Source organism: Roseivirga seohaensis subsp. aquiponti (assembly GCF_001267955.1).
Lineage (GTDB): Bacteria > Bacteroidota > Bacteroidia > Cytophagales > Cyclobacteriaceae > Roseivirga > Roseivirga seohaensis.
On record NZ_JSVA01000023.1, the window covers coordinates 16,637 to 40,929 of the forward strand.

Genomic DNA, 24,293 nt, shown 5'->3' on the forward strand with positions numbered 1-24,293 from the left:
ACGCATTCGACCATATATATCGAAAAACACTATGAAAAACCTATTGCAAAAAACTACCTCCTTACTTGTACTCACTGCTGTACTTTTTGCCTGTAAGCCAGAAGTAAAAGTAGCACCCGATAGCTTTACAGTAACGGGAACGCTTAAAGGGCTTGATACTGAATTTATGACCAGAAGCTATAAAGATGCCGAGGGAAATAGAGTTTCTGACTCCATTTTTGTGGAGAATGGAAAGTTTACCTACACCGCAAAAATCAGTGAACCGGAATTTATTGTTTTTTGGCCGAATGTGGAAAACACCATCAAAAGAACCGACAGAGGCTATTACCCAGCCAAATCTTCTCAATTTGCTTTTCTAGCAGCCCCCGGAGATTACATCGAGTTTAAAGGAGAGGTAACCGATTTTGTAGACGCCTACCCTACCGGAACTCCAGCTAATGACGATTTGGCGAGCATCAACAGCAAAATTTTTCCGCTATTGAATCAAGCTGTGAACATGCAGTTAGAGCAAAACAAGCTAGAGGACACCGACCCACGTTATGAAGTTCTTACCGATTCCATGAACCTACTGAATGAGAAAGTGGACGAAATGAAAAAAGAGTTTGTGACCTCTAACCCAAAGTCAGAAGCTGCTGCTTGGTACTTGTCAGATATGATGGTGCGCAGTCAGGTATCACAAGATGAGGCGATCAAAATTTTTAAGTCTTTCGATAAAAGCTTAGAAGGATACACTTACTACGAGGCTGTAGCGCAAAGAGTAGAAGGAATTGAGTCTACTATGGAAGGAAAAATCATTCCGAACTTCACCAGTAATGCCACACCAAATGGCGAAACATTTGAGCTTTACAGTTTAAAAGGAAAATATGTATTGGTAGACTTTTGGGGAACTTGGTGCGCCCCTTGTATTGCCGAAATGCCAACCGTAAAAGAATACCAAGAGAAATACAAAGATCAGTTAGTAATCTTGGGCATCAACAGCGGAGACAGCATGGAAAAGATGGTTCAGTTTCTTGATAAATACGACTACGACTGGCAACAGGTGTTGGCCCAAAACGAAACTGAAGACCTTGTACTAAAACTCAATGTAGCGGGCTTCCCAACTAAGTTTATTTTAGACCCTGAAGGAAAAATCATCAAGCGTTTTGTAGGCAGTACCGAAGAGGCTTTTGATGTTTTAGATGAGATTTTAGAGTAACCCCTCTATATAACCATAAAGCACAACAAAGGCCATTCTAATGATTAGAATGGCCTTTGTATTTCATCAGGCTCAGAGGCTAACTATTATTATAAAACAGTAAACTTACTTTAATGGCACCAAGTGCGCTTTCCAATTAGCAGGAATATCATCAATTCCGTATACATTCAACCCAGCTTCGGAAGCACTTGCAGATGACCTAAGAAGAGTTTCGTTAATGAATTCATTTTCGAGCTTATACATAGCTCCAGTAGCAGGGTCCACTATCAACATACCTACTACTCCACCTAGTAGTAAATTACCCCAATACCAACCATCAACTTTAAAAGTTATAGGTACAATTTTTTCATCATAACCAGCTTTTGCGAACTTAACTTGGTAAGCCGCTCTTTTGAAGAATCCATCGCCCGACTTCAGCACTACTGTTGCGGGTGTATTGCCTTTGTAAATTTCTGTGCCCCTTGCATCCGTTACTGATATGGTAGATGCTGGATTGCTGTTGATGCTAACAGGATAAGTACTTCTACTTAAGATACTAGCACAGCTCGATAAAATCACAGTCATTACCATGATTGAGAGTAGAGATAATTGTTTTTTCATTGTGTTGTATTGTGTTGTGATGTTAAAAAATAATTGAGTTTTCAGTTTGAAATAAGAATAGTCATTAAAAAAATGAGTCTTGAATTTCAGATGCGCAAACATAAAGCCAAAATTGATTTATCAGATAGTTTACACATACATTTTGCCCGATTAAACATCATTTAAATCATTCACATTAGAATATGAGATAAAATCATTCATTGACAAAAAGGTTTTGACTGTCCTCAATTGCTGTAAATTAAAAAGTCCATCTCGCATTGCTGCAAAATGGACCTTCTATTGCTACAAAGTATCTTAGGTTAAAGTTAACTAATTCCAACCACCACCTAGCGCCTTATAGATATTAACCATGGCGTTCATTTGCTGCATTTTAGTTTCAACCAGTTCAAACTTAGATTCTAAAGCATCGCGCTGTGTCAACAATACTTCCATATAATCTGCCCTTGCCGATTTGAAAAGGTCATTTGAAATACTGATTGACTGTGAAAGCGCATCAACTTCTTTCGCTTTCAAGTCATAGCTCTGCTTTAAATTTTCAATGTTTGAAAGCTGATTGGCTACCTCAACAAAAGCACCTAAAATCGTTTTCTCATAATTGAAAACAGCCTGAATTTGCTTTGCATTGGCATTATTATAAGTGGCTCTAATCTCATTCTTATTGATCAAAGGCGCCATAAGATCACCCGCCAATGAGTACAGTAATGACTCAGGGGCTTTTAGCAAAAAGCTTGGGTTAAAAGCTTGAAGTCCAACACCAGCACTAATTCCTACAGAAGGATAAAACCTAGCCCTGGCTACTTGCACATCCAATTTCGAAGCCTCTAGCTCTAATTCTGCCTGTCTAATATCAGGTCGGTTGGCTAGCAATTGCGAAGGAATTCCTGAATGAATTTGTTTAGGCAACAGATCATTGAAAGTTTTAGAGTCCCGCTCAACTGATTGAGGGTATCGCCCCACCAAAAAGTTGATCCTGTTCTCCGTTTCAATGATTTTCTGCTGAATATCAAATTGTAAACTACGAGTATGGTATACCTCAGCTTCGAATTTACGCACCGCCAGTTCTGTAACTCTAGCGGCTTCTTTTTGCAGCTTTACAATTTTCAAAGCACCAGTCTGAATTACAATGTTCTGTTTGACAATATCTAACTGATTATCTAATGCCAGTAACTCATAATAAGAGTTGGCAATTTCAGCAATCAGATTGGTGACCATAAAATTCTTCCCATCAACAGAAGAGAGGTAGCGTGTTAAAGCTGCCTTTTTAGAATTACGCAGTTTGCGCCAAACATCCACTTCCCAAGTGGCATAAGCGCCAACCATAAAGTCGCCTAGCGGTTCTGGAAATTCTCTGCCTGGTTCGATATCCGTATTCGCCTCTAGCGCACCATTACGAGTATATCGTCCTACTTTGTCTACTCCCGTTCCCGCTCTTAAATTCACCGAAGGCAAGTATTCCCCTTTCTTCGCACTTACCTCGTTTCTTGCAATTTCAATTTCTTGAAGAGTAATATTCAATTCTTGATTATTGCTTAGAGCAGTATCAATTAATGATACCAAGTAAGGATCGGTAAAGTATTCTCGCCATTGCATATTGGCGGTGTTAGTGGTATCCTGATCGCTGTAATAACGATCAGGCACATCTGTATTAGCCACTTTTTGCACTAATTCTGGAGCCGTACAAGCCGAAAAGGCCATTAACAAACTGGCTACGACTATGTGTTTATATTTCAATCTATTACGCATTTTTAAATCGTTCTTCGGTTAATGGTCTGTCGTGTTCATCTCTAATTAATTGACGGCCTTCTGCCATTTTCGCAAAAATGAAATAGAGCCCAGGTATGATTATTACCCCGAAAATTGTTCCGAGCATCATACCCCCTAATGCCGAAGCGCCAATGGTTCGGTTACCAATTGCACCGGCTCCAGTGGCTATTACAAGCGGAATCAAACCAGCCACAAAAGCAAATGAAGTCATTAAAATTGGTCGGAAACGCGTTTTTGCTCCCTCAATAGCTGCTTCAAGAATTGTAAAGCCTTGCCTATGTTTCTGAACAGCAAACTCTACAATTAATACAGCATTCTTTCCAAGTAAACCCACCAACATAATCAGACCGATTTGAGCATAGATGTCATTATCTAAGCCCATCAATTTGAGCAATAGAAATGAACCAAATACCCCCACAGGAATTGATAGAATAACCGCAAGTGGTAAAAGGAAACTTTCGTACTGGGCTGCCAAAACAAAATACACAAAGGCCAAAACAATAATGAAAATATAAATGGCTTGGTTTCCGCTACTGGCCTCGTCATATGACAGTCCTTCCCAAGCAATATCATAGCCTTTAGGTAGGGTTTCCTTGGCCACCTCATTGATTGCCTGAATAGCATCTGCAGTAGTATATCCTTTAGAAGGTAAGCCCCTGATAGAAGCTGAATTATACATATTATAACGAGTCACCTCATTTGGCCCTTGCTTCTTCCCAATTTTCATAAAGGCTGAATAAGGCACCATTTCTCCATGATCGTTTTTAACAAAGAGTTTTAATACATCTGAAGGAAGTTTTCTGAATTGTGGGTCTGACTGCACATAAACTTTGAAGAAACGTCCGAACCTGATAAAGCCCTGCTCATAAGTACTACCAATCAAAATATTGAGGTTTTCCATAGCATCATTAATAGAAACCCCTTTTTGCATTGCCAATTCATTGTCTATCACCAATTCGTATTGTGGGTAATTGGCAGCGAAGAAGGTAAACAGACCTGTTAGCTCTTCGCGCTTGCCCAAATCCTCAATAAACTGCTTATTGATTTTATCAAATTCCTGATAGTCTGTATTGGTAGTTTTATCTAACAAACGCATTGAAAAACCACCTGAAGAACCGAAACCAGGTACTGCTGGTGGCTCGAAAAACTCTACCACAGCCCCAAGCCCTTTCGACTTTTCTTCCAGCTCTTCCATGATTTCCTTCACAGATTCTTCTCGATCTCCCCAAGGTTTGAGGTTGATAAGACAAGTACCTGCATTAGAGCCCCTTCCTTCAGTCATAATTTCATAACCTGCCAATGAAGAAACCGATTCTACCCCGTCAATTTCTTCACAGATTTTCTGAAGTTTTTGAGATATCTGATTGGTTCTTTCCAAGGTAGAACCCGGAGGAGTTTGGATAATCGCATAAATAGTACCTTGGTCTTCGCCCGGAATAAAGCCTGAAGGAAGTACTTTGCTTTCTAAATAAATTCCCGCACAAAACGCTATCAAAATACCGAAAGTCACCACTCTTCTGTTTACAATTCGCCTTAATAAAGAAGTATACTTCCCGGTCATTTTTTCAAAGCCATTGTTGAATCCATCGAGGAGCTTGTTCATTACCGTTTTTTTCTTGGGCTTACCATGATTGTTCTTTAAAATCATGGCACAAAGCACAGGCGTAAGCGTAAGCGCTACTACACCAGAAAGCACAATTGCCGAAGCCATGGTAATAGAAAACTGCCTGTAGAAAATACCCACTGGACCAGTCATAAATGCCAACGGAACAAAAACGGCTGTCATTACCGCAGTAATGGCTATAATAGCACCACTGATTTCGTGCAACACTTCTTGCGTAGCCACATAAGGAGAAAGGTTTTTCTCTTCCATTTTGGCGTGCACTGCTTCCACCACAACAATGGCATTATCTACCACTATACCAATGGCCAACACCAGCGCAAAAAGCGTAATTAGGTTAATGGAAAGACCGAAAAACTGCATCACGAAAAACGCACCAATTAACGAAACAGGAACGGCAAGCGTAGGAATTAAGGTAGATCGCCAGTCACCTAGAAATAGGAAAACCACCACAGCAACCAGAATAAAAGCTTCACCCAAAGTGTGGAGTACTTTATCAATTGATGCATCTAAAAATTGAGATACATCATAGCTAATTTTGTAGTCCATTCCGGGAGGGAAATTGGCTTTCATTTCTTCCAATTTCGATTTTACCTCGGCAATTACATCACTGGCATTACTTCCATAATTTTGCTTTAATACAATAGCGGCAGAAGGATGCCCATCTAAATTAGAGTAGATATCGAAAAACTCACTCCCCAATTCTGATTTGGCAATATCCTTTAAGTGAATGCTTTCTCCTTCAGAATTAGCCCTAATAATGATGTTATCATATTCCTCGGGTTTGTTAAACCTACCTTTATAGGTAAGTACATACTCTAAAGATTGGGCTGCAATACCAGAGCTTTGGCCAATTCTACCTGGTCTACCAATAATACTTTGCTCTGCCAAGGCTTCCATCACTTCCTCCACAGAAATATTATAGGCGCGCATTCTATCTGGGTTCAGCCATATACGCATGGCATAAGTTCTACTACCCAAAATCTGCGATCTGGCAACCCCTTTAATCCTGTTTATTTCGGGGATCATCTGAACGTTAGCGTAATTGTAAAGGAACTTCTCATCCATACTTTCATTGTCCGCATACAGGTTAACATACATCAGCATACTTGGCTGAATGGGCGTAATGATTACCCCTTCCCGTTGCACTAATTCAGGCAGCAACGGCATTACTTGGTCTACCCGAGTTTTCACCCGGATAACCGCCAGATTGGGGTCTGTACCGGGTTCAAAAACCACGTTTATGGTAGCTTCTCCAGCACTTGTAGCATCTGTGGCCATATAGCGCATGTCTTGAACACCATTGATTGAATTTTCTAAAGTGATGAGGGTAGACTTCACCAAAACATCGGCACTAGAGCCAGGGTAAGCAATAAATATACTAACCGTGGTTGGTGCTATTTGGGGGAACTGAGAGATAGGCAGCTGCTTAATGGCCAGCCCACCTATGAAAATGATAACGACCGAAATCACAATTGCGAAGACGGGTCTGTGTAATATTTTATTAAACATCTTTTCTGATTTTTAGGAGGTAGATTATTCAGCGTATAAATTCAGATTAGACAGTACTGCCATTGGCTGCACAAAGTCATAGCTGATCTCATCGTTTTCCCTAACCAAGCGTAGGCCTTCTAGAAGGATTTTATCGTTTTCTGACAAGCCTTCTGAAACCGCAAATACATGGGGCATTTCAGCCGCAATTTTAATTTCTCTAGACCTAACTACATTGTGTTCGTCTATCACGAATACATATCTTTTGTCTAGAATTTCGAAGGTAGATTTCTGAGGAATTAGCAGTGCGTTTTCCAGTGGAACGCTCATTAATACGTTGCCTGTTCCACCATGGCGCAATAGGCCGTTCGGGTTGGGGAATGTTGCTCTGAAAGCAATATTTCCTGTTTCGTTATTGAAGTCAGCTTCTATCGTTTCAACAACTCCGGCCTGATCGAACTGCTTATTATTGGCCATTAAGAGCTTCACGTTAACGGCCTCAATACTCTGTATTTGAGATTTATAATCTAAGTATTCAGCCTCTGGCACATTGTAATACACCCACATTTGGCTATTATCAGAGAAGTTTGAAAGCAGCTCGCCTTCTTCTAATAAGCTTCCTTCACGAACATGAAATCTATCAATGATTCCATCAAAAGGAGCTCTAATTTCTGTGAACTGTAAATGAACTTGTGCTAATGACAATTCGGCCTTGGCCTTTTCTAGTGTAGCCTGCGCTAAAGCCAACTCATTTGGAGCTACCACATTGCTATCGGCCAACTTTTTAGTGTTTTGGTATTCTATTTCTGCAAAATTGACCTCAGCTTGAGCCTTTTGTAATTCGGCTTCATAAAGTTTAGGCATAATCTTAAATAGCAGTTGACCTTGCTTTACAGACTGACCTTCATCTACATAAATTTTCTGCAAGTAGCCTCTTTCTTGAGCACGTAACTCAATATGGCGAATAGAGCGAATTTGACTTACATAATTTTTGGTTATGGAAGTGTCCATGCGAGCAGGACTTGTTACTGAAAACTTGGTTTCAATTTCATGAACTTCCTTTTTTGATTCACAGCTTGTGTATAGCAACAATGCACACAAACTCGTAAGCATGAGAATTTTCTTCATCACAATTTTGGGATTTAAAACAATAAGATTTTAAGGGTATTTCTTTTGAGATTAGTGCAAACAAGCACAAAATGATCTCTTGTGACTTTTATAGGTCACTTAGCTATAGAATTTTAGATCAGGCTATCTAACAAAACCTAACCTATTGATAATAAGTATTATATGCGAAAAACCTGATATACAATATACCAGTGGCGAGAAGTTAAATAGGAAAAACGCTGTGTAAAAGTTACTTTTTTAACCCTTCGGCTGGAGAAAAAGCCAAGCAACAGTAAGCACAAAATAGCAGCCATATATGCGCTACCTGCAAGATGCTTTTTTGAAGAAGTTAACTCTTCCTCAATCTCAGTTTCAACAACATCAACATTGAAAGTTTTTTCAGAACCTGACAATGGAGCTTCTGAAAGAAAAAACTGATGATCTTGAGCAACTAGAGGTATAACTTCAGTGCTTTCATTCAACAGTTCAGAACACTTTGCAGAATCCTGATTTAATTGTGCGTATGGATAGCCCCAGACATTCAATATTAGAATGCCAATTGCTAAAAAATACCCTAAACGCAGATTTTTCATTAGGCGCCAAAGCTACATTACCGTAATAATATAGCCAAATACAGATTTGTTAATTTTTCATTAAATATCAAAAATTAAAATAAGCTGGTTTTATAAGATGATGTAGAGTGTAGTACCAACCTTACTTTACGTCTCGCTGACCACTGAACAACCAAAACACCTCTGCCTATCGAATATATTGAGCAAGGCTGCCAATTATAAATTTCTAACATAGCTAATTTTGAAGTAAACGATAGTATTGTTGACCACCAAAGACATTGGGCTGACTAACCGGAACACATTTAAGAGGGACTATTTGAATATAACGGCACTTTTTATTTCATTACACAGCCTTGATTTCCATAGTATAACACTTTGATTGCGGACGCCTTTGAATAATGAGTAAAAGACAACTTATAGATTATGTGCAAAAAATTGTCGCACTAAACGATATTGAAACAGAGGAGTTTGTGTCTTGTTTTGAAGAGGTGAATATAAAAAAACGACAATTTATTGTTCAGCCAAACTTCACAAATAGCCATAGGTCATTTGTAGTAAAAGGTGCTTTCAGAAGTTATATTGTATCGGCTGAAGGACAGGAACATACACTTCAATTTGCCATTGAGAATTGGTGGGTTTCAGATTTCAATAGTTACATCTACCAACACCCTGCAACTCTATTTATTGTTGCGTTAGAAGACAGTACCATCCTACAAATTGAATTCGAAAAAGAACAAGAGTTAAAAGCATCTAACCATAAATTCGAAACATTTTTTAGAATAATAGCAGAAAAAGGCCTAGCCTTTGAACATCGAAGAATTCTCTTCAACCTTACTCAGTCTGCGGAAGCACGATACGAGAATTTTCTGTTGAATTTCCCCAATTTCGTTCAACGCGTACCTCAATACGCGTTGGCTTCATACCTAGGAATGACCACCGAGTTTTTATCCAGAATCAGAAATAAGAGAACTAAAAAATAGTTGAACTAGATCAACCTTATTTCTTAAACTACTTCATATTTATTGCTTTTGAATTGCTGGACTTTTGTCATGTCGATATTGACAAACAATTCAAAAAAACAAAAATGGAACAATCCTTAAATGAAATTTTATCAGCCAAGAACGAGCTGGTAAGAAAAGGGCAAATTGTAGAAGCCACAGAAAAGTATTTTGCTTCGAATGTAAAAACTCTAGACTTTGATGGTACCGTAACAAACAGCAAAGAAGAGATGCTAGTCAAAATGAAAGGTTTTGCCAACTCAATTGCTAAAGTGAATGATATCATCATGCATAATGCTGCCTTGATTGGAGATATTTCTTTTGCTGAATTTACTTTCGACTTTGACATGAAAGACGGTAGTAAGGTTTTTTGGCACGAGATTCTTAGAACTGTTTGGCAAAACGGGCAGGTAATAGAAGAACAATATTTCAAAGCTTAAATTAGGTTGGTATGAGATTCGTAACTAAGAATATGCACGCTTTTCTGGACTACCCTGTAGCTTTAGCACTTATAGGTTTACCATTCATACTTGGCTTGGGAAATTCAAACTCATTCGCTTTACTACTGTCTGTAGCTACAGGAATTGCAGCTTTTATCTTAACCCTGCTTACAGACCATCGATTAGGTGTTTACCGAATCGTTCCATACAAATGGCATCTCATAGTAGATGCACTGGTAGGACTTGTATTTGTTACAGCCCCTTTTCTCTTTTCATTCAGCGGAATAGACGCCAACTACTTCTGGATAAATGGCGCAGCCGTTTTAACAGTGGTGAGCTTGCATAAACCTGAACAAGCCAGTGAAATAGATTAAGGGTAATTAATTTCTAAAAAACACCCCCACTCGAGATAAATAGAAGATAAATACTTTCAGAAACCTAACTATTTATAGTAAGGAAAAGGAGCAAATAAGGTTTGCACCAATCTATATGGTAAAACATGAAACCACTGCGAGCATGTCAAAAAATTCTTCTGAATAAGATCGATAAAGAATGAATTCACTTGAGTGGACTTTGTGATATCAAACAAGGTGACATCCAGTTTTATTACCATTTCCTTTAAAAAAGGGGGAACAGATTTTCAATCAGAAAAAGCATTTAAAACAAACATTCAATAAAATTTAGAAACAATGAAAAAGTCGATTAACATTTTAGTAGTAGTAATGATGATGGTACTAGGTACAAATGTCAGTGCTCAGAATAAAAACGCCAACAATATTGATGACAGTAAAATAGCTCTACAAGGTTATAGCCCTGTTTCGTATTTGGATTTAGGTATCGCTCAAAAAGGCCTAAAAGAACACAAAGCTACCCATGATGGACTAGCGTATTATTTTACAAGCGAGGCTCAAAAAAAATCTTTCGAATCAAATCCAAAAAAATACTTACCTCAATACGGTGGATATTGTGCCTTTGGTGTTTCAGTTGGTGCAAAATTCAGGGTTGATCCAAATAAATTCGTAGTAAAAGATGGGAAATACTTCTTGTTCCTATATGATTTGGAAGTAGATGCACAACAACTTTGGATTACTGGTAATCACAAAGAGCTAGTAGAGAAAGCCAATATGAACTGGACAAAGTTGAGTAAATAATAATTAGGTGAATGATTTAAGGTATTTGGTGTTAGACTAAAACGCCCGATACCTTAATGTTTTTTAAATCAATGAAAAGAAGCGTTAAAGTTCTGATTTTAAAAACCATTGCTAATCATAAGCGCCAATAAACTAGCTTTAGCTACTGCTTCAGAACTGATTTCCTGTTCCATTGAAAACACTGAATTTCAGGAGCAACTTTCCGTTCTACCAACAGACCAACACTAGATTAAAGAAATATGTAATACACAGGTTACACTATATATTTTTACTTTATATAAACCCATAACCATGAAAATTGAGTTGAAGCGACTTTCAGAAGTAAAAAAGTCTATGATTATTGAATTAATGAATAATCAGTTGGTAAGACGACAAATGCCCTTGCTGACAGAATATTTTAATGAAAGTATGTGCGATGCATTCATTGCTACTAAAGAACAGTTATGGGCTGAAAATGGCTACGGACCATGGGCTTTCATTGTCAATGGCCAATTCGCTGGCTGGGGTGGTTTACAGCCAGAAAAAGGAGAAGTAGACTTGGCTCTCGTACTACATCCAGACTATTGGGGTTTAGGGAAATTCATATACCATCAAATTATAGACAAAGCATTTAATGAAATGCAGCTAAAATCAGTAACTGTACTATTTCCTCCTACAAGAACAAGAACTAAAGGCCTAATACGGCTAGGATTTAAAGAAGATGGTGAATTAGAAATTGAAAACAGAAGGTTTATTAGATACAGAATAGAAAACCCTAACCACAACGCTTAAAATGATCAAACCGAAACTTAAATATCAACATATAAATTAGTAAAAAGTGGGTAATTTGTAAATACAAGCCTCACCTCTGATCCTCTTTCTTATGCCTAATTGCTTAAACCTATTTCAGAACAATATCCTCACTAACCATCGTTTACAACGAGGATTATCGCTACTGTCAATACTCTTCACCAGCAGATCTACTACATTAGTCCGTTATTCGCACACTACTTTTAATCCTGACCTCGAGAACTAAAGATGTTCGCCCTTACAGCCCTTACAGGGCTTATTTGATTTTGTGCTAACAGGTAACGGGCTATGCCCGTCCCTACAATATCTCGCCCTTACAGGGCTTTCAGTTCAAAAAAACCTAGCTTCTTAAAACACATAAAGAGCAAAAGCAATCAGCTTCACAAAGCCCTGAAAGTGCACCATATCCAAACGAAGGGTGCAAGCCTTCGTAAAAAACCACCTCTCCTACTTAAGCCCTGAAGGGGCGGAATAAATTACCTTGACAACGCTATTAGAAGCTTTCCCCCTGTCGCAGGTTCTCCGAACCTGTGACGATTATAATTCAGGACTCTGTCCTGATTACCCACTCCATACAACGGACAGACTATCGCGTCACCTCGCTTTGCAGAAGCTTCGTAGGCATGAAAGTGCGGACATCAGTGCAAATATTGGATTTCAAATGTCTCACTCATCAAAGGGAACAATCAATATAAACTACAATCAAGGTAAAAATAATTTACTACTCCGCTTGCTTACCTTTTTATATTAACTACATTTAAGGTAAATAATAAAGCAATGGGTAAACATAACCTTGGTGAATTCGAGGAAATCGTGCTCTTAACCGTGGCCATTTTGCATGGCGAAGCCTACGGAGTAGCTATTATCGATGAAATGGAGTCGCGTTTGGGTCGCTCGGTAAGCATTGGCGCTTTGCAAACGGTATTAAGAAGATTGGAAGACAAAGGTTTTCTCACTTCTGAATTTGGCGAAGCTACCAAAATGAGGGGCGGTAAAAGAAAACGGTTTTTCACGGTAACCAGTTTAGGCAAAACCACTCTTCGCGAAGCCAAAGAACAGCGCCTAAGCTTATGGAAAGCCATTCCAGAAATAGTACTTAACGATTAATCGTCATGCGGTCACATGACAATATTCAGCCTTCAAAGTTTTGGCTCAGGTTCTTCAGGTGGTTCTGTAGAGCGGAGTACAAAGAAGACATTGAAGGTGATTTATTAGAACGGTTTGAGGCGAATGCCGAAAACCACGGAGTACAAAAAGCAAAAAAGGTATTCAAAAAAGACGTGCTAAAGCTGTTCAGGCCCAGCATGATCCGAAAATTAGAAGGAAATCAAAAACTCAACAATTACGGTATGTTCAAACACAACTTATTAGTTAGCTACAGAAATTTTCTGCGCTACAAAAGCGCCTTTTTCATCAATTTAATTGGCCTTTCTAGCGGACTGGCCTGCACCCTACTCATTTACCTTTGGGTAACCGATGAAATGAGCGTAGACAAGTTCCACCAATTGGACGACCGCCTCTATCAGGTCATGCTTCACCACGAAGAGTCAGGTACGCTCAATACGCAAGAAGACACGCAAGCCATACTGGCCGAAGCCTTGGAACAAGAAGTACCGGAAATAGAAATTGGCTTACAGGCCACCCCCTCCTTTTGGTTTGGGAAAATGCCAGTAACGGCCAATGAAAAAACAATAAAGGCAACGGGTAAATTTGCAGGCAAAGAGTTTTTCGAAATCTTTTCCTTTCCGTTAATCGATGGTGATGCCAAGAATGTGCTCCAAAACCCCCAATCCATCGCTTTATCGGAACAACTGGCTGTTAGTTTATTCGGAGACGTTGGAAAAGCCATTGGCCAAATGGTAGAATGGCAAATCTTAACTTTTAAGCAAGACTTAGTAGTGACGGGCGTTTTTAAAGACCTTCCTGCCAATACCACCGAAGACTTTGACTTCATCCTTCCGTTCGAGATTTTTTCTAACATACTTGGCGAAGGCAAGCATTGGGGCAATTATAACGCATTGACGTATGTGGTGCTGACAGAGGGCACCGATGTAGAGCAACTGAACAAAAAATTAGCACCCTTTATAAAAGAGAAAGCACCTAAATCGAATGTAACACCCTTTGTACGAAAATACTCTGACAAATACCTCTATTCAAAATATGAGAATGGTGTTCAGGCGGGCGGAAGAATAGAATACATTAGACTATTCTCCATTGTATCAATTTTCATACTTTTTATCGCCTGCATCAACTTCATGAATTTATCTACTGCCAAGGCTTCGCGCAGGACCAAAGAAATTGGTGTGAAAAAGGCCATTGGCGCAAGAAGGCAAACGCTCATTTGGCAATACTTAGAAGAAGCTTTTCTGATGACATTCATTTCCATTGTCTGTGCTCTTGCCTTGGTCATACTTTTGCTCCCTCAGTTTAATCAAATCACGGGCAAGCAAATCAGTCTGGAATTCAGTACAGAGCTTATCACTATTCTTTTGGTCATACAGATATTTACAGGCTTTGTTTCAGGTAGTTACCCAGCACTGTATTTGTCGGGTATAAAAGCCGTTGCTATTCTTAAAGGCAAGGTCAGGAATTCACTAAGCGAATTATGGATTAGGAAAGGATTGGTTGTTTTTCAATTTGCCTTATCCGTACTTTTAATTACTTCAGTACTGGTGGTGGCCAAACAAATTGAGTTTATTCAAAACAAGAATATAGGTTACGACAAAGAGAACCTTATTCTTTTCTTGAATGAAGGAAACTTAACAGAAAATGAGGAAGCTTTTATTGGGCAGTTACGAAACACACCGGGAGTTGTGAATGCCGGTAGAACCTCGCACACGATTCTCAACGGAGGCAATTATACCACTGGCGTGCATTGGGAAGGCGAAAATCCAGAAGTGCAAACGCGCTTCGGCAACATGCCAGTATCATATAATTTTATTGAAACCCTTGGGGTAGAAATTATTGAGGGCAGAAGTTTTTCTAAAGACTTAAGTACCGATAACACTAAACTAATTGTAAATGAAGAAGCGGTTCGGGTGATGGGAATGACGGACCCCATTGGTAAATCAATAACATTATGGGGCGATGAAGTTCAGATTATTGGCGTGGCTAAAAACTTTAATTTCAATTCATTACACCAGCCCATAACCCCTATGTTCTTTAAATTAGAAAACGAAAATCTATTGAATATTCTGGTGAGAATTCAGCCAGGTCAAGAGAAAGCAACGATTGGAAGAGTTGAAGCCCTTTACAAAGAGTACAACACCGATTTCGATTTCAACTATACTTTTCTAGATCAAGAATATGCAGTTCAGTATGCTGCAGAAGAGAGAGTCGCAGTATTATCGAAATACTTTGGAGGAATAGCCATTATCATTTCATGCTTAGGGATTTTTGGATTGGCTGCCTTTACCGCAGAAAAACGCTCTAAAGAAATTGGCGTAAGAAAAGCTTTGGGCGCCAGTAATTCAAACATCGTTAGATTACTCTCTGTCGACTTCAACCAAATGATCGGGTTAGCCATTCTGATTGCGCTTCCTCTAAGCTATTTCTTACTGAAATCATGGCTGGATGAATTCGCCTATCATATCGATCTTGAAATCTGGTATTTCCTAATGGCCGGCCTTGCTGCGCTAATTATTGCATGGCTTACCGTAGGCTTACAAACCTTTAAGGCCGCCAAGGCAAACCCAGTAAAGAGCCTTAGAAGCGAATAAATCACCTATTCATATAATTAAAAAATCAGGTTTGAATAGGTCAATTCAAACCCGCAACAGATATGTAGAATAGTATTCCCCAAACAGCAAAGCAGTAAAAACTTAAAATTTAAACAACACAATTATGATTCAAAATCAGTTTACAAAAACAACAAAGGGTTGCTATACCCTGCTATTAAGCGCTATCGTTTTTCTCTTTAGTTCAAGTGAACTTAGAGCGCAATCAATCCCTAATAATCAGGACGAATTGAACCAAGTCATACTCCATTTCGACAGCCTTTTTTGGAAAAGTTATAACACTTGTGATGTCAAAAACATGGGTGAATTGCTCACAAATGACATTGAGTTTTACCATGATAAAAATGGTTTAACTACTTCAAAAAAGGCCCTTCTGGAAAGTATACCTTTCGGACTGTGCTCGAATGAAAACTCAAAGCTAAGAAGAGCAGCAGTTGAAGGCAGTGTTAAAGTCTATCCTATGAATAACTATGGAGCCATTATTTCAGGTGAGCATATTTTCTATGTTAATCAGGCTGGTAAAGACGAATATGCAGAGGGAAAAGCCCAATTTACCCATTTATGGAAATTCGAAAACGGAAAATGGAAAATGGCTCGTGTTATCAGCTATGATCATAAGTCAATGCCATACACCAATACTAAAGCGGCAGTGACGGTTTCATATAAACTATTGAGCGAGTATGCTGGCCAATACAATGCTCCACAAACTGGACTGGTAACAATAACTAAAAAAGAAAATTCATTAGAGATGTCAGCAGGCTCAATGCAAATTGTCCTTAAGCCGCAAAATGACCATCTCTTTTTTCACGAACAGAGCAGCCTTACTTTTGAGTTTGTAAAAGATGTCAATAACAAGGTTGTCAAACTCATTGTAAGAGAAAACGGAGCGATTGCTGAGGAAGCAACGCGCATTAATTAACTCCTAAGACATGGCTCTCACCATATCTACCACCATGGTGAGAGTCAATTGCAAGAACCAACAACCGACAGAATCATTCTAGTCTAGTGTTTAAATATCAACTGATATAGTACTACTTTTGCGGAACTAAGCAGCAAACATGGCGAAAGAGGAGCCCACCAAATTAAGTCCAGAACAGATTCGCCAGTGCATTGAGGTACTGGAGAGCCTAAATAACAATACCAACCAAATCTTCGATATTCCCAAAGAAGAACGACTGGCTCTGATTATAGCGGCAGGCACTTTTTCTCGTCCAAGCAAAGAAGAACTTTTGAAGCGCAAAAGAGGCGCTAAAAAAGTAATCAAGAAGAAAATAGCAGCCAAAGATAAGGAAGCAAGAAACGCCACTGGCATTAGAAGTGCACGAGAAGCCGCCATTTTCATTGCCCCTACCATGATTGACCTCACGGGCAAAGAGCATGAGAAAGAAGTCGAGCTGGAATCGCCACGAGAATGCTACGTTTGCAAAACCACTTTCAATAAACTTCACCATTTCTACGACACCATGTGCAAGGAATGCGGTGATTTCAATTACGCTAAACGTTTTCAAACCGCAGACCTCACCGGCCAAGTGGCATTGGTCACGGGCTCTAGGTTGAAAATCGGTTACCACATTACTTTAATGATGCTGAGGGCTGGCGCTACCGTTATCGCCACTACCCGCTTCCCTATTGATTCGGCTTTGCGTTTTTCTAAAGAAGCCGATTTCAAAGATTGGGGACATCGTTTAAAAATTCATGGCTTAGATTTAAGACATATTCCCAGCATAGAAATCTTCTGCAATTTCATAGAACAGCAATACGACAGGCTCGATATATTAATCAACAATGCGGCACAAACGGTGAGACGACCTGCTGGTTTTTATGCGCATTTAATGCCCAATGAAAGACTCAAATTTGAGGAATTGACACCTTTCGCCCAAGACCTATTGGCTGATCACAACGACTGTATTCAAGAATTAAGAACTTTAAGTGCTGGCTTTGCCGAAGGTGAAAACAAGAACTTGCCTGTCAGTTGGCATGGCAAACAGCTTGGTATTGGCCTAAGTGCTTCGGCTCAGCTCTCTCAAATCCCGTATAGCATCGACAATTCACTTACCGCCAAGGAGGTTTTTCCTGAAGGGAAATTAGATGCGGATTTACAACAGGTGGACTTAAGAAAAACCAACAGTTGGCGATTGAAACTAGGCGAAGTGCACACCAACGAAATGCTAGAAGTACAACTGGTAAATTCCGTTGCTCCTTTTGTATTGTGCAACCGATTGGTGAACCTGATGAAAAAGGAAAACACTGGCATTAAGCACATTATCAATGTGTCGGCCATGGAAGGTAAATTCCACCAGTTTCATAAAGAACCGCGCCACCCGCATACCAATATGGCCAAAGCTGCTTTGAACATGATGACACTTACTTCGGCATCGGACTTGGCCAAATTCGGGATTTATACCAATGCGGTAGATACAGGCTGGGTAACAGACGAAGACCCCGCAGAATTGGCCAGAAGAAAAGAAGAATTACATGATTTTCAGCCTCCATTAGACATTGTTGATGGCGCTGCAAGGGTGTTAGATCCTTTATTTGATGGAATTAACACTGGAAAACATTGGTGCGGAAAATTTTTAAAAGATTATAAACCTACTTCTTGGTAGGTTTATCATTCGGTCTCATTCACCCTTTTCCAAAATACCGATTTACCAAACAAAGGCATTTTCATATAACCCCTCACTTCTAGTTGGTTGCCATCCAATTTGAGAATGCAGTCGTATGATTTCCCCTTTTCAGGGTCGTATACTTTTCCGCCTACCCATTGTGGAGCTTTAAAAGTAAAACCTTCAATCAAATCAATACCAATAAGTGGTCTGTCTTTCAAACTTTCTATTTCGTTATTAGAATCTCGGATAATATGATCATTGTCGGCACTTGCTTTCAGCCAAATAATTTCACCCGAATAGCGGTCATCTTCTTTATAAATCCTCACTTTGGCCTTCTTCCCTTCCGTCCACCAATCACCTAAAATATTATCAGCTGTATCGGACGGTGCATTAAAAACAGACATCGTTAAAAAAAATATGGTGGCAATTAATTTCATAGGTAATCTCTGTTTTAACCTAATCATGCGGTCTATTGTTCTATAATCACGAAGGCTTTAATCAAAGATTGTGTTTGTTCAAAACCCTGACAATGCCTTTAATCATTTGCGAAATAATCGGCTTATAGGTACAGCTCAAAATTATCAGATGTATTTTTAAGCTTGTCTGTTTATAAAAAATACTTCAGCTTAGCCCAGAAATTCAATCTCACATTAAATAATATTAACTGGAATAGACAGTTCTCTGAATGAATAAATTACTATTTTTGAACGAGTTTAAGCAATCGTGAATAAGCAAGAAAAGAAAGTCAGAAGGAAGAAAAAGGTTGGTTCATACCAATACGGCAGTGTCATTTTTAGCGTGACCTTGGCGCTATTTGTAGTAGGGCTTTTCGGAATGCTCCTTTTACATACCAACCGTCTCACTTCGGTGATTCAGGAGAATATTGAGATTCAGGTATACCTCAACAAAAACACCTCAGAAAATCAGCGTAACCGCATTCAGCGAGAGATTTCCACCAGTCCTTACGTGCTTAAGAAAGAAGACAAACCTCAAATTACCTTTATTTCGAAAGAAGAAGCGGCACAGCAGTTTGTAAAAGATACAGGCGAAGATTTTTCAGAATTTTTAGGCGATAACCCACTGCGCGATGCCCTAGTGGTAAACATTGCTCCAGAGTTTCAAACCAATGCTAAACTAGATAGCATTGCCAATAAAATCGAAACCATTAGTGGTGTTTATGAAGTCACTTTTGTAGAAAGCCTTGTAGATTCCATCAACAAAAACCTTAGAAACATAGGGCTAATCCTTTTAGGCTTTGCTACCATTCTTCTGATTGTAGTGGTTATGTTAATTAACAACACCATCAAACTTGCCCTTTTTTCTCAAAGATTTTTAATTCGAAGTATGCAATTAGTAGGTGCTACCAGCGGTTTTATCAAAAAACCATTTCTGAAAAGAGCACTTTTTCATGGTGCCATTGCTGGAGTAGCTTCTTCATTATTGCTGTATGGATTACTTCAATTTGCCAATACCAAAATAGAAAGATTAGCCGAGCTTCAGCAAGAAGTTTTCATCTTAGCGCTTTACGGCTTACTCATTATTCTGGGAAGCTTTATTGCCTTTATCAGCACCTATAGGGCTATGAACAAATATTTAAAAATGTCATTAGACGAACTATACTAATATGTCTGAAAATAAAAAGAACTTCGCCTTCGGGAAAGAAAACTACAAATGGATGCTCATTGGATTAGGCGTTTTGCTATTGGGCTTTATCGTTATGTCTTTAGAAAGCAACCCACAAGGCCAAGGTTTTCTTGGGCTTACTTTAGGGCCAATCATCATCCTTGCGGGTTTCATTATTGAGTTTTTTGCCATTTTTAAGAAAGATAAAAACGATTAATGACCATTATTGAATCGATTATTCTTGGCATCGTTCAAGGGTTAACAGAGTTTTTGCCTGTAAGTAGTAGCGGACATCTAGAAATAGTAAAAGCCATTTTAGGCGACACTAGCGTTCCACAAGAAAGTTTATTGATGACAGTAGTGCTCCATGCAGCAACTGCCCTAAGTACCATCGTAATTTTCAGAAATGAAATCGGTGAATTGGTCATGGGGCTTTTCCAATTCAAGAACAACGACCAGTTCAAGTATTCCTTAAAAATAGTAGCCTCAATGATTCCTGCAGCCGTTATTGGCGTGCTTTTCGATGAAGAAATCGAATCGCTATTTGGCGGACAACTGTTATTGGTGGGCTGTATGCTTATTCTCACGGCTGGCCTTCTATTCTTGGCCGACAAAGCCAAAAAAACCGATAAAGCCGTATCAATGCCCAACGCAATCACTATCGGTATTGCACAGTCCATTGCCATTTTGCCGGGCATTTCACGTTCTGGCGCTACCATCTCTACCGCTGTACTTTTGGGCATCGACAGAGAAAAAGCGGCTCGTTTCTCCTTCTTAATGGTGGTTCCATTAATCTTAGGAAAAGTAGCCAAAGACATCCTTAGTGGCGATATCGCTTCTAGCCAAATTGAAAGCGCTTCACTTATCGTTGGTTTTTTAGCGGCTTTTCTGGCAGGCCTTGTGGCTTGTAAGTGGATGATTGCCTTAGTGAAGAAAAGTCAATTGAAATATTTTTCATTCTATTGCTTTGCCGTTGGTTTAGGTGCAATAATCTACACCTTTATATAATGTCGAAATCTCTAGAAATAGATCCATCCCTTAGTAAAAAAGAAAATTTCAAAAACGGTCAGGTTATTCTAATCGACAAGCCTTTAGAATGGACATCTTTTGGGGTAGTTAAGAAAATCAGGTACAACATAGGGATTAAGAAAATTGGCCATGCAGGCACTTTGGACCCGCTTGCTTCTGGGCTTTTAATTCTTTGTACAGGAAAAAAAACCAAGTCTATTGAAAGTTATATGGCCGATGTAAAAGAATACACGGGCAGCTTTACATTGGGCAGCACTACACCTAGCTATGACTTAGAATCTGAACCAACTCCCGCTGTTGATATATCACATTTAACAGCCGAAGTAATCCATCAAAACACTGAAAATTTCATTGGAGAAATCACCCAAACCCCTCCTATTTTTTCTGCCATTAAAGTAGATGGAAAGCGTGCTTATGATTTAGCGCGTGCGGGTAAGGATGTAGAATTAAAATCAAGACAAGTTACAATTTCGGAATTTGAAATAGTAAGCTTAGATTTACCTAAAGTCAACTTCAGGGTGGTCTGTTCAAAAGGCACTTATATTCGAACACTGGCGAATGATTTTGGAGAAAAGTTAGGCGTTGGCGCATATTTAAGTGCTTTAAGGCGAACTAAAATTGGTAAACATTCGGTTGATGAAGCCTGGCAACTTGAAGACTTTATAAACTACGTGAAAACGATAGAATGAAAATTCATCTCGGAACAAACGACATTACAGAACTACGCAATGCAGTAGTCACCAGCGGTACTTTTGATGGCGTACACGTAGGCCACCAGAAAATACTTGCTCGCTTGCGCGAAGAAGCCGACAGAATTGGCGGAGAAACGGTACTAATTACTTACTGGCCTCATCCACGCCAAGTGCTCAAACCTTGGGATAATTCTTTAAAACTGTTGACCACTTTCCCTGAAAAAGCTACCGTTCTAGAAAAGTATGGAGTAGACCATTTGGTGAAAATTCCATTTACACAAGAATTTGCCCAAATGAGCAGCGAAGAATACATTCGAGTCATTCTGACTGAACGTGTTCATACCAAAAAACTAATTATTGGCTACGACCATCGCTTTGGGAAAAACAGAGACGGTGGATTGAAAGAACTTCAAGAATTCGCCCCTAAATACGGTTACGAAGTGGAGGAAACTCCTAGACAAGACATTGACGAAATCGGAGTTTCTTCTACCAAAATCAGAAGATCACTAGAAACAGGAGATGTAAAAACCGCCAACGAATACCTTGGCCGTCCGTATTCTGTAGCAGGAATGGTGGTGCACGGACAGAAAATTGGAAGAACCATTGGCTTTCCTACCGCCAACATTCACGTAAAAGAAAGTTATAAACTTATTCCAGCCGATGGCATTTATGCCGTTCAGGTATGTAACAAGTACACCAAAAGAGACGGTATGCTGAACATTGGCAACCGCCCAACCATTGGTGGCGATGACAAAACCATCGAAGTACATATTTTCGATTTTGATGAAGACATCTACGATTCGGAAATTAGTGTAGAGTTTATAGATTTAATTCGAAGAGAAGAAAAATTCAGTTCGGTAGAAGCACTTAAAAACCAACTGAAGCAAGACGAAATCGCTGTAAAGACCTGTTTGTCAAATTATAAAGCAAAAAATCATGATCAATAAGGTAGTTGCCAATGCCGATGAAGCTGTAAAAGACATTCCTAACAATGCTGTATTGATGTTGGGCGGTTTTGGGCTTTGCGGTATTCCTGAAAACTGTATTTCTGCCCTGCTGAAAACGGGTGTAAACGGATTGACCTGCATTTCTAATAACGCTGGTGTTGATGATTTCGGGATTGGCTTAATGCTTAAAACCCGTCAGGTAAAGAAAATGATTTCCTCTTACGTAGGAGAAAATGCTGAATTCGAAAGGCAATTGCTTTCTGGTGAACTGGAAGTAGACCTAATTCCTCAAGGCACTTTGGCCGAGCGAATCAGGGCTGGGGGGGCTGGAATTCCAGCTTTTTATACACCAGCAGGTTACGGTACCGAAGTAGCAGAAGGCAAAGAAACCAGAGAATACGATGGCAAAATGTACTTGCTCGAAAATTGGCTTAAGGCTGATTTCGCTTTGGTAAAAGCTTGGAAGGGAGATACTTCTGGTAACTTAATCTTTAAAGGAACCGCTAGAAACTTCAACCCAATGATGGCTGCTGCGGGTAAAATCACCATTGCCGAAGTGGAAGAGCTGGTAGAGCCTGGCGAGTTGGATCCGAATCACATTCACACTCCCGGTATTTACGTGCAGCGCATTTTCCAAGGAAAGGACTACGAGAAAAGAATTGAACAGAGAACGACTAGGCTTAGATGATTTGGTGATGTGATAATTTGGTAATTTGCAGATTTAAGACCAGAAAAATGAGGAATGATAAATCAAACTTGATAGTGGATTTGACCTTAGCATTTTCAGTTAAAATTATCGAATTCACTGAGCTTCTTGAAAGCAAAGGTAAAAGAGTAATCGCCAATCAGTTACTAAAATCAGGCACCAGCATTGGAGCAAATACTTACGAAGCACAGAACAGCGAAAGCAAAAGAGACTTTATTCATAAATTCAAAATTGCCGCAAAAGAAGCGGACGAAACAATGTACTGGTTAAAACTTTGTGAAATGGCTCCTAGTTATCCTTTTGATGAAACAATCAAAACAGACCTAGTTTCTATCTCGAAGATCATCTCAAAAATAATATCCAGCAGTAAAGACCCGTGATTTGATGATTGGTTAATTTGATGATTTGAAAATAATCGGGAAAACTGATTCAGTGAATAATTATCAAATTAACACATCCTCAAATTTTCAAATTATGTTATCACCAAATCAACACATTCTCAAATCTTCAAATCATTATGTTAGATAAAATCGGAATAGCGAAAAGAATAGCACAGGAAGTTCAAGATGGTACTTATATCAATCTGGGAATTGGTATTCCTACCCTTGTAGCCAATTTTATTCCTGAAAACATCAGCGTTGTGCTACAGTCTGAGAATGGATTATTGGGCATTGGCCCTTTTCCGGAAGAAGATGAAGTAGATGCAGATTTGATCAATGCAGGCAAGCAAACGGTAACCACTACCAAAGGCTCTGCGCTTTTCAGCTCTTCTCAGAGCTTCGAGATGATTAGAGGCGGCCATGTTGATCTTACTATTTTAGGCGCTATGGAAGTGTCTGAAAATGGAGACATTGCCAACTGGAAAATTCCAGGTAAAATGGTGAAAGGAATGGGTGGGGCTATGGACCTTGTGGCTTCTGCCGAAAACATTATCGTGGCCATGCAGCATTGCAGCCGCAGTGGAGACTCTAAACTTTTAAGTGAATGTAGTTTGCCCATTACTGGTTTGCGTTGCGTTAAGAAGATTGTAACCGATATGGCTGTTTTGGATGTACTTCCTGAAGGTGGTTTTAAACTTTTAGAACGCGCCCCTGGCGTAACTGTAGAAGAAATCAAAGCAGCCACCGCAGGCAAGCTAATCATCGAAGGCGATGTTCCTGAAATGAAGATTTGATTAAGATTTAATTCGGAGCGTCATTCTGAGCCATAATTTTTGGGCAAG

At 39.3% G+C, this 24,293-nt stretch carries 24 protein-coding genes; 18 read left to right on the forward strand and 6 right to left on the reverse strand.

Annotation, left to right across the window (positions count from 1 at the left end; all coding sequences use genetic code 11):
• Positions 1–31 precede the first annotated feature (31 nt).
• On the forward strand, positions 32–1,195 hold the full coding sequence (locus OB69_RS17265; RefSeq protein ID WP_053225014.1) for a TlpA disulfide reductase family protein: 1,164 nt from the start codon (positions 32–34) through the stop codon (positions 1,193–1,195).
• 105 nt (positions 1,196–1,300) lie between these two features.
• On the opposite strand, the gene OB69_RS17270 is transcribed toward OB69_RS17265, so the two are convergent.
• The 5 genes from OB69_RS17270 to OB69_RS17290 form a co-directional block, all read right to left on the reverse strand.
• Positions 1,301–1,795 (reverse strand): hypothetical protein, encoded by a 495-nt coding sequence (locus tag OB69_RS17270; RefSeq protein ID WP_071426816.1) that lies wholly within the window; start codon positions 1,793–1,795, stop codon positions 1,301–1,303.
• A gap of 309 nt (positions 1,796–2,104) precedes the next feature.
• The gene (locus OB69_RS17275) at positions 2,105–3,538 is read right to left on the reverse strand and encodes a TolC family protein (RefSeq protein WP_053225016.1); all 1,434 of its coding nucleotides are present in this window, start codon (positions 3,536–3,538) and stop codon (positions 2,105–2,107) included.
• Complete coding sequence (locus OB69_RS17280; RefSeq protein ID WP_053225017.1) at positions 3,531–6,692, reverse strand: efflux RND transporter permease subunit; 3,162 nt, start codon at positions 6,690–6,692, stop codon at positions 3,531–3,533. The genes OB69_RS17275 and OB69_RS17280 overlap by 8 nt, the downstream gene beginning before the upstream one ends.
• 24 nt (positions 6,693–6,716) lie before the next feature.
• A complete protein-coding gene (locus OB69_RS17285) occupies positions 6,717–7,799 on the reverse strand; it encodes an efflux RND transporter periplasmic adaptor subunit (RefSeq protein ID WP_053225018.1) in 1,083 nt (360 codons plus the stop codon).
• Between the two features lie 158 nt (positions 7,800–7,957).
• On the reverse strand, positions 7,958–8,371 hold the full coding sequence (locus OB69_RS17290) for a hypothetical protein (protein WP_053225019.1): 414 nt from the start codon (positions 8,369–8,371) through the stop codon (positions 7,958–7,960).
• Between the two features lie 377 nt (positions 8,372–8,748).
• On the opposite strand from OB69_RS17290, the gene OB69_RS17295 reads away from it, so the two are divergent.
• From OB69_RS17295 to OB69_RS17335, 9 genes are all read left to right on the forward strand, one after another.
• A complete protein-coding gene (locus OB69_RS17295; protein ID WP_053225020.1) occupies positions 8,749–9,330 on the forward strand; it encodes a Crp/Fnr family transcriptional regulator in 582 nt (193 codons plus the stop codon).
• 104 nt (positions 9,331–9,434) lie between these two features.
• The gene (locus OB69_RS17300; RefSeq protein ID WP_053225021.1) at positions 9,435–9,788 is read left to right on the forward strand and encodes a hypothetical protein; all 354 of its coding nucleotides are present in this window, start codon (positions 9,435–9,437) and stop codon (positions 9,786–9,788) included.
• 11 nt (positions 9,789–9,799) lie between these two features.
• Positions 9,800–10,162, forward strand: coding sequence for an SPW repeat domain-containing protein (locus OB69_RS17305; protein WP_053225022.1), 363 nt, complete (start codon positions 9,800–9,802; stop codon positions 10,160–10,162).
• Positions 10,163–10,477: 315 nt separating this feature from the next.
• Positions 10,478–10,939, forward strand: coding sequence for a YHS domain-containing (seleno)protein (locus tag OB69_RS17310; RefSeq protein WP_053225023.1), 462 nt, complete (start codon positions 10,478–10,480; stop codon positions 10,937–10,939).
• A gap of 291 nt (positions 10,940–11,230) precedes the next feature.
• The gene (locus tag OB69_RS17315; protein WP_053225024.1) at positions 11,231–11,710 is read left to right on the forward strand and encodes a GNAT family N-acetyltransferase; all 480 of its coding nucleotides are present in this window, start codon (positions 11,231–11,233) and stop codon (positions 11,708–11,710) included.
• A 795-nt stretch (positions 11,711–12,505) separates the two neighbouring features.
• On the forward strand, positions 12,506–12,835 hold the full coding sequence (locus tag OB69_RS17320) for a PadR family transcriptional regulator (RefSeq protein WP_053225025.1): 330 nt from the start codon (positions 12,506–12,508) through the stop codon (positions 12,833–12,835).
• A 5-nt stretch (positions 12,836–12,840) separates the two neighbouring features.
• Positions 12,841–15,447 (forward strand): FtsX-like permease family protein, encoded by a 2,607-nt coding sequence (locus OB69_RS17325; protein ID WP_221404891.1) that lies wholly within the window; start codon positions 12,841–12,843, stop codon positions 15,445–15,447.
• 124 nt (positions 15,448–15,571) lie between these two features.
• Complete coding sequence (locus OB69_RS17330; protein WP_053225026.1) at positions 15,572–16,384, forward strand: nuclear transport factor 2 family protein; 813 nt, start codon at positions 15,572–15,574, stop codon at positions 16,382–16,384.
• Positions 16,385–16,523: 139 nt separating this feature from the next.
• Positions 16,524–18,071 (forward strand): SDR family NAD(P)-dependent oxidoreductase, encoded by a 1,548-nt coding sequence (locus OB69_RS17335; RefSeq protein WP_053225027.1) that lies wholly within the window; start codon positions 16,524–16,526, stop codon positions 18,069–18,071.
• 5 nt (positions 18,072–18,076) lie between these two features.
• Here the strand turns inward: OB69_RS17335 and OB69_RS17340 are convergent, their stop codons facing one another.
• Positions 18,077–18,511: a DUF2147 domain-containing protein gene (locus OB69_RS17340; RefSeq protein WP_071426817.1), complete on the reverse strand. Its 435-nt coding sequence runs from the start codon at positions 18,509–18,511 to the stop codon at positions 18,077–18,079.
• Between the two features lie 286 nt (positions 18,512–18,797).
• Here OB69_RS17340 and OB69_RS17345 point away from each other — a divergent pair, with 286 nt between their 5' ends.
• The 8 genes from OB69_RS17345 to OB69_RS17380 all read left to right on the forward strand — a co-directional run bounded on the left by OB69_RS17345 (position 18,798) and on the right by OB69_RS17380 (position 24,245).
• Positions 18,798–19,697, forward strand: a complete 900-nt coding sequence (locus tag OB69_RS17345; RefSeq protein ID WP_053225029.1) for a cell division protein FtsX — start codon at positions 18,798–18,800, stop codon at positions 19,695–19,697.
• Position 19,698: 1 nt separating this feature from the next.
• Positions 19,699–19,914, forward strand: a complete 216-nt coding sequence (locus tag OB69_RS17350) for a DUF3098 domain-containing protein (RefSeq protein ID WP_053225030.1) — start codon at positions 19,699–19,701, stop codon at positions 19,912–19,914.
• The gene (locus OB69_RS17355) at positions 19,914–20,705 is read left to right on the forward strand and encodes an undecaprenyl-diphosphate phosphatase (protein WP_053225031.1); all 792 of its coding nucleotides are present in this window, start codon (positions 19,914–19,916) and stop codon (positions 20,703–20,705) included. The genes OB69_RS17350 and OB69_RS17355 overlap by 1 nt, the downstream gene beginning before the upstream one ends.
• Positions 20,705–21,415, forward strand: a complete 711-nt coding sequence (gene truB, locus OB69_RS17360) for a tRNA pseudouridine(55) synthase TruB (RefSeq protein WP_053225032.1) — start codon at positions 20,705–20,707, stop codon at positions 21,413–21,415. The genes OB69_RS17355 and truB overlap by 1 nt, the downstream gene beginning before the upstream one ends.
• Positions 21,412–22,365, forward strand: a complete 954-nt coding sequence (locus OB69_RS17365) for a bifunctional riboflavin kinase/FAD synthetase (protein WP_053225033.1) — start codon at positions 21,412–21,414, stop codon at positions 22,363–22,365. Before truB ends, OB69_RS17365 begins: the two co-directional genes overlap by 4 nt.
• Positions 22,355–23,053, forward strand: a complete 699-nt coding sequence (locus tag OB69_RS17370) for a CoA transferase subunit A (RefSeq protein WP_053225034.1) — start codon at positions 22,355–22,357, stop codon at positions 23,051–23,053. Before OB69_RS17365 ends, OB69_RS17370 begins: the two co-directional genes overlap by 11 nt.
• Positions 23,054–23,100: 47 nt before the next feature.
• Positions 23,101–23,451, forward strand: a complete 351-nt coding sequence (locus OB69_RS17375) for a four helix bundle protein (RefSeq protein ID WP_053225035.1) — start codon at positions 23,101–23,103, stop codon at positions 23,449–23,451.
• 137 nt (positions 23,452–23,588) lie between these two features.
• Complete coding sequence (locus OB69_RS17380; RefSeq protein WP_053225036.1) at positions 23,589–24,245, forward strand: 3-oxoacid CoA-transferase subunit B; 657 nt, start codon at positions 23,589–23,591, stop codon at positions 24,243–24,245.
• Positions 24,246–24,293 lie beyond the last annotated feature (48 nt).

Excerpts from the sequence above, each read along its gene's own strand:
- OB69_RS17350 (WP_053225030.1), top strand. The coding sequence starts at position 19,699 with ATGTCTGAAAATAAAAAGAACTTCGCCTTCGGGAAAGAAAACTACAAA.
- OB69_RS17355 (WP_053225031.1), top strand. The coding sequence starts at position 19,914 with ATGACCATTATTGAATCGATTATTCTTGGCATCGTTCAAGGGTTAACA.
- OB69_RS17315 (WP_053225024.1), top strand. The coding sequence starts at position 11,231 with ATGAAAATTGAGTTGAAGCGACTTTCAGAAGTAAAAAAGTCTATGATT.
- OB69_RS17280 (WP_053225017.1), bottom strand. The coding sequence starts at position 6,692 with ATGTTTAATAAAATATTACACAGACCCGTCTTCGCAATTGTGATTTCG.
- OB69_RS17265 (WP_053225014.1), top strand. The coding sequence starts at position 32 with ATGAAAAACCTATTGCAAAAAACTACCTCCTTACTTGTACTCACTGCT.
- OB69_RS17270 (WP_071426816.1), bottom strand. The coding sequence starts at position 1,795 with ATGAAAAAACAATTATCTCTACTCTCAATCATGGTAATGACTGTGATT.
- OB69_RS17340 (WP_071426817.1), bottom strand. The coding sequence starts at position 18,511 with ATGAAATTAATTGCCACCATATTTTTTTTAACGATGTCTGTTTTTAAT.
- OB69_RS17290 (WP_053225019.1), bottom strand. The coding sequence starts at position 8,371 with ATGAAAAATCTGCGTTTAGGGTATTTTTTAGCAATTGGCATTCTAATA.
- OB69_RS17375 (WP_053225035.1), top strand. The coding sequence starts at position 23,101 with ATGAGGAATGATAAATCAAACTTGATAGTGGATTTGACCTTAGCATTT.
- truB (WP_053225032.1), top strand. The coding sequence starts at position 20,705 with ATGTCGAAATCTCTAGAAATAGATCCATCCCTTAGTAAAAAAGAAAAT.
- OB69_RS17330 (WP_053225026.1), top strand. The coding sequence starts at position 15,572 with ATGATTCAAAATCAGTTTACAAAAACAACAAAGGGTTGCTATACCCTG.
- OB69_RS17365 (WP_053225033.1), top strand. The coding sequence starts at position 21,412 with ATGAAAATTCATCTCGGAACAAACGACATTACAGAACTACGCAATGCA.
- OB69_RS17370 (WP_053225034.1), top strand. The coding sequence starts at position 22,355 with ATGATCAATAAGGTAGTTGCCAATGCCGATGAAGCTGTAAAAGACATT.
- OB69_RS17325 (WP_221404891.1), top strand. The coding sequence starts at position 12,841 with ATGCGGTCACATGACAATATTCAGCCTTCAAAGTTTTGGCTCAGGTTC.
- OB69_RS17310 (WP_053225023.1), top strand. The coding sequence starts at position 10,478 with ATGAAAAAGTCGATTAACATTTTAGTAGTAGTAATGATGATGGTACTA.
- OB69_RS17295 (WP_053225020.1), top strand. The coding sequence starts at position 8,749 with ATGAGTAAAAGACAACTTATAGATTATGTGCAAAAAATTGTCGCACTA.
- OB69_RS17275 (WP_053225016.1), bottom strand. The coding sequence starts at position 3,538 with ATGCGTAATAGATTGAAATATAAACACATAGTCGTAGCCAGTTTGTTA.
- OB69_RS17380 (WP_053225036.1), top strand. The coding sequence starts at position 23,589 with ATGTTAGATAAAATCGGAATAGCGAAAAGAATAGCACAGGAAGTTCAA.
- OB69_RS17320 (WP_053225025.1), top strand. The coding sequence starts at position 12,506 with ATGGGTAAACATAACCTTGGTGAATTCGAGGAAATCGTGCTCTTAACC.
- OB69_RS17335 (WP_053225027.1), top strand. The coding sequence starts at position 16,524 with ATGGCGAAAGAGGAGCCCACCAAATTAAGTCCAGAACAGATTCGCCAG.
- OB69_RS17300 (WP_053225021.1), top strand. The coding sequence starts at position 9,435 with ATGGAACAATCCTTAAATGAAATTTTATCAGCCAAGAACGAGCTGGTA.
- OB69_RS17305 (WP_053225022.1), top strand. The coding sequence starts at position 9,800 with ATGAGATTCGTAACTAAGAATATGCACGCTTTTCTGGACTACCCTGTA.
- OB69_RS17285 (WP_053225018.1), bottom strand. The coding sequence starts at position 7,799 with ATGAAGAAAATTCTCATGCTTACGAGTTTGTGTGCATTGTTGCTATAC.